The sequence below is a fragment of the Alcaligenes sp. RM2 genome (assembly GCF_052931795.1).
In genome coordinates, this window is the sequence record NZ_JBRFIO010000009.1 from 1 (window position 1) to 5,388 (window position 5,388).

At 52.1% G+C, this 5,388-nt stretch carries 2 tRNA genes and 2 rRNA genes; all 4 read left to right on the top strand.

The window, feature by feature from the left end:
- The first annotated feature begins 234 nt into the window (after positions 1-234).
- The 4 genes from ACU6HM_RS18725 to ACU6HM_RS18740 all read left to right on the top strand — a co-directional run bounded on the left by ACU6HM_RS18725 (position 235) and on the right by ACU6HM_RS18740 (position 5,290).
- Positions 235-1,771, top strand: a 16S ribosomal RNA gene (locus tag ACU6HM_RS18725).
- A 93-nt stretch (positions 1,772-1,864) separates the two neighbouring features.
- Positions 1,865-1,941: transfer RNA gene (locus tag ACU6HM_RS18730), tRNA-Ile, on the top strand.
- Between the two features lie 11 nt (positions 1,942-1,952).
- Positions 1,953-2,028: transfer RNA gene (locus ACU6HM_RS18735), tRNA-Ala, on the top strand.
- 378 nt (positions 2,029-2,406) lie between these two features.
- Positions 2,407-5,290 (top strand): 23S ribosomal RNA (locus ACU6HM_RS18740).
- Together the 16S and 23S rRNA genes with 2 tRNA genes alongside form the textbook arrangement of a ribosomal RNA operon.
- The last annotated feature ends 98 nt before the right edge of the window (positions 5,291-5,388 follow it).

A 5,388-nucleotide genomic window follows, 5' to 3' on the forward strand; every position in this document is an offset into this window, starting at 1 on the left:
CGCGACGAGCCAGCCGGGTTAGTCAGTAGAACGACAGGCAACTGTCACTGCTCTTTAACAATTAACAGCCGATAAGTGTGGGCGCTTGGAATGAGCGAGTCGAACCCTTCGGGGATCGCCACAAGTTTGTATCAAGTGCTCACAAACGAAAGATGAAGAATTACCTTGTGTAACTCTGAATTTTTCTTTGAGACACAATCGGTCTCGTCGCAAGACGGGACAACCACAGAGATTAAACTGAAGAGTTTGATCCTGGCTCAGATTGAACGCTAGCGGGATGCTTTACACATGCAAGTCGAACGGCAGCGCGAGAGAGCTTGCTCTCTTGGCGGCGAGTGGCGGACGGGTGAGTAATATATCGGAACGTGCCCAGTAGCGGGGGATAACTACTCGAAAGAGTGGCTAATACCGCATACGCCCTACGGGGGAAAGGGGGGGATCGCAAGACCTCTCACTATTGGAGCGGCCGATATCGGATTAGCTAGTTGGTGGGGTAAAGGCTCACCAAGGCAACGATCCGTAGCTGGTTTGAGAGGACGACCAGCCACACTGGGACTGAGACACGGCCCAGACTCCTACGGGAGGCAGCAGTGGGGAATTTTGGACAATGGGGGAAACCCTGATCCAGCCATCCCGCGTGTATGATGAAGGCCTTCGGGTTGTAAAGTACTTTTGGCAGAGAAGAAAAGGTATCCCCTAATACGGGATACTGCTGACGGTATCTGCAGAATAAGCACCGGCTAACTACGTGCCAGCAGCCGCGGTAATACGTAGGGTGCAAGCGTTAATCGGAATTACTGGGCGTAAAGCGTGTGTAGGCGGTTCGGAAAGAAAGATGTGAAATCCCAGGGCTCAACCTTGGAACTGCATTTTTAACTGCCGAGCTAGAGTATGTCAGAGGGGGGTAGAATTCCACGTGTAGCAGTGAAATGCGTAGATATGTGGAGGAATACCGATGGCGAAGGCAGCCCCCTGGGATAATACTGACGCTCAGACACGAAAGCGTGGGGAGCAAACAGGATTAGATACCCTGGTAGTCCACGCCCTAAACGATGTCAACTAGCTGTTGGGGCCGTTAGGCCTTAGTAGCGCAGCTAACGCGTGAAGTTGACCGCCTGGGGAGTACGGTCGCAAGATTAAAACTCAAAGGAATTGACGGGGACCCGCACAAGCGGTGGATGATGTGGATTAATTCGATGCAACGCGAAAAACCTTACCTACCCTTGACATGTCTGGAAAGCCGAAGAGATTTGGCCGTGCTCGCAAGAGAACCGGAACACAGGTGCTGCATGGCTGTCGTCAGCTCGTGTCGTGAGATGTTGGGTTAAGTCCCGCAACGAGCGCAACCCTTGTCATTAGTTGCTACGCAAGAGCACTCTAATGAGACTGCCGGTGACAAACCGGAGGAAGGTGGGGATGACGTCAAGTCCTCATGGCCCTTATGGGTAGGGCTTCACACGTCATACAATGGTCGGGACAGAGGGTCGCCAACCCGCGAGGGGGAGCCAATCTCAGAAACCCGATCGTAGTCCGGATCGCAGTCTGCAACTCGACTGCGTGAAGTCGGAATCGCTAGTAATCGCGGATCAGAATGTCGCGGTGAATACGTTCCCGGGTCTTGTACACACCGCCCGTCACACCATGGGAGTGGGTTTCACCAGAAGTAGGTAGCCTAACCGCAAGGAGGGCGCTTACCACGGTGGGATTCATGACTGGGGTGAAGTCGTAACAAGGTAGCCGTATCGGAAGGTGCGGCTGGATCACCTCCTTTTAGAGCGAATGGCTCGCAAAGCGAAAGCGTCCACACTTATTGGCTGTTAGTTAATGTCATGACCATTGAAGGTATCGCCCACTGGTGATAGATGGGTCAGTAGCTCAGTCGGTTAGAGCACCGTCTTGATAAGGCGGGGGTCGTTGGTTCGATTCCAACTTGACCCACCAACGATTACCTCGGGGGATTAGCTCAGCTGGGAGAGCACCTGCTTTGCAAGCAGGGGGTCGTCGGTTCGATCCCGTCATCCTCCACCACCGCTTTTGTGGTTGGTTGTCGATACAGCAAGGTTCATGACAGAGTATAGGGCACAGGACAGCAGCGGTTGACCTGGCGCTAGATTCAACGAAGAGTGTTCTTTTTCAAGAATACTGCTCGTTGGGTTATGCAACCCACGAATTGCTCTTTAACAATTAGGAAGAAGCACAACGAAGGTGTGTTGTCTAATAAACGCAAGACGATTAGTCGCCTTGTAATGACAATACACGGGTTGTGATTGCAACAGAACAAATTATGTTCAACGAAAGTTCTCAAAAATATAGACGTTGTTCAGTCTTCGGATTGGATAACAGCTAAGGATTGATGAACGGCAACAACGTATACTCATATTCCTATAACAGCATCAAGCGTTATAGGATCAAGCGAATAAGTGCATATGATGGATGCCTTGGCGATCACAGGCGATGAAGGACGCGGTAGCCTGCGAAAAGCTACGGGGAGCTGGCAAACAAGCTTTGATCCGTAGATGTCCGAATGGGGAAACCCACCGTAGTAATACGGTATCCCATGCTGAATACATAGGCATGTGGAGGCGAACCGAGTGAACTGAACCATCTCAGTAACTCGAGGAAAAGAAATCAACCGAGATTCCGGAAGTAGTGGCGAGCGAAACCGGACCAGCCTGGATGTTTTAGCGTAGTGAATAGTCGAATGGAATGGAAAGTCCAGCCGTAGCAGGTGATAGCCCTGTAGGCGAAATTCAGTACGTGGAACTAAGCATCGAACAAGTAGGGCGGGACACGTGAAATCCTGTCTGAATATGGGGGGACCATCCTCCAAGGCTAAATACTCGTGATCGACCGATAGTGAACCAGTACCGTGAGGGAAAGGCGAAAAGAACCCCGGAAGGGGAGTGAAATAGATCCTGAAATCGTATGCATACAAACAGTAGGAGCACCTTCGTGGTGTGACTGCGTACCTTTTGTATAATGGGTCAGCGACTTACATTCAGTGGCAAGCTTAACCGAATAGGGGAGGCGTAGCGAAAGCGAGTCCGAATAGGGCGATTCAGTCGCTGGGTGTAGACCCGAAACCAGGCGATCTATCCATGGCCAGGTTGAAGGCACGGTAACACGTGCTGGAGGACCGAACCCACTAATGTTGAAAAATTAGGGGATGAGCTGTGGATCGGAGTGAAAGGCTAAACAAGCCTGGAGATAGCTGGTTCTCTCCGAAAACTATTTAGGTAGTGCCTCGTATATTACTGCCGGGGGTAGAGCACTGTTATGGCTAGGGGGTCACAGCGACTTACCAACCCATGGCAAACTCCGAATACCGGCAAGTACAGTACGGGAGACAGAGCACCGGGTGCTAACGTCCGGACTCAAGAGGGAAACAACCCAGACCGCCAGCTAAGGTCCCTAACTATGGCTAAGTGGGAAACGAAGTGGGAAGGCATAGACAGTCAGGAGGTTGGCTTAGAAGCAGCCATCCTTTAAAGAAAGCGTAATAGCTCACTGATCGAGTCGTCCTGCGCGGAAGATGTAACGGGGCTAAGCCATAGACCGAAGCTGCGGATGTGTACTTTAGTACACATGGTAGGAGAGCGTTCCGTAAGCCTGTGAAGGTGTTCCGTGAGGAATGCTGGAGGTATCGGAAGTGAGAATGCTGACATGAGTAGCGATAAAGGGGGTGAAAAGCCCCCTCGCCGTAAGTCCAAGGTTTCCTGCGCAACGTTCATCGGCGCAGGGTGAGTCGGCCCCTAAGGCGAGGCAGAGATGCGTAGCTGATGGGAAGCGGGTTAATATTCCCGCACCGTCGTAGAGTGCGATGGGGGGACGGATTGCAGAATGTTATCGGGGTGTTGGATGTCCCCGTTGGCGCATCATAGAAGGCACTTAGGCAAATCCGGGTGCGTAATTCAAGGGTGTGACTGGATAGAGCTTCGGCTCTAAACTAACTGGAAGCAGTTCCAAGAAAAGCCTCTAAGCTTCAGCTCTACGAGACCGTACCGCAAACCGACACAGGTGGACGGGATGAATATTCCAAGGCGCTTGAGAGAACTCAGGAGAAGGAACTCGGCAAATTAATACCGTAACTTCGGGAGAAGGTATGCCTCATTAGTGTGATGTGCCTGCGCACAAAGCATGAAGAGGCCGCAGTGAATCGGTGGCTGCGACTGTTTACTAAAAACACAGCACTCTGCAAACACGAAAGTGGACGTATAGGGTGTGACGCCTGCCCGGTGCCGGAAGGTTAAGTGATGGGGTGCAAGCTCTTGATCGAAGCCCCGGTAAACGGCGGCCGTAACTATAACGGTCCTAAGGTAGCGAAATTCCTTGTCGGGTAAGTTCCGACCTGCACGAATGGCGTAACGATGGCCACACTGTCTCCTCCTGAGACTCAGCGAAGTTGACATGGTTGTGATGATGCAATCTCCCCGCGGCTAGACGGAAAGACCCCATGAACCTTTACTGTAGCTTTGCATTGGATTGTGAACCGGCCTGTGTAGGATAGGTGGGAGACGTTGAAGCGTGGTCGCCAGATCGCGTGGAGTCATCCTTGAAATACCACCCTGGTCTGTTTGCGGTTCTAACCTAGGTCCCTTATCGGGATCGGGGACCGTGCATGGTGGGCAGTTTGACTGGGGCGGTCTCCTCCTAAAGTGTAACGGAGGAGTTCGAAGGTACGCTAGAGACGGTCGGAAATCGTCTTGATAGTGCAATGGCATAAGCGTGCTTGACTGTGAGACTGACAAGTCGAACAGGTACGAAAGTAGGACATAGTGATCCGGTGGTTCTGTATGGAAGGGCCATCGCTCAACGGATAAAAGGTACTCTGGGGATAACAGGCTGATACCGCCCAAGAGTTCATATCGACGGCGGTGTTTGGCACCTCGATGTCGGCTCATCTCATCCTGGGGCTGTAGCCGGTCCCAAGGGTATGGCTGTTCGCCATTTAAAGAGGTACGTGAGCTGGGTTTAAAACGTCGTGAGACAGTTTGGTCCCTATCTGCCGTGGGCGTTGGATACTTGACGGAGCCTGCTCCTAGTACGAGAGGACCGGAGTGGACGTACCACTGGTGTATCGGTTGTCATGCCAATGGCATTGCCGAGTAGCTACGTACGGAAGAGATAACCGCTGAAGGCATCTAAGCGGGAAACTCGTCTGAAGATTAGGTATCCCGGGGGCTTGACCCCCCTGTAGGGTCGTCCGAGACCAGGACGTTGATAGGCTGGGTGTGGAAGTGCAGTAATGCATGTAGCTAACCAGTACTAATTGCCCGTGTGGCTTGATCCTATAACCCTTGAGGTTGTAGTGAGTTAAGTTGTTGACCACAGAACGTAATATTGAAGTGCAGCGCAACCCGCGCTTGACACCTTCGTAACCGCTGCTAG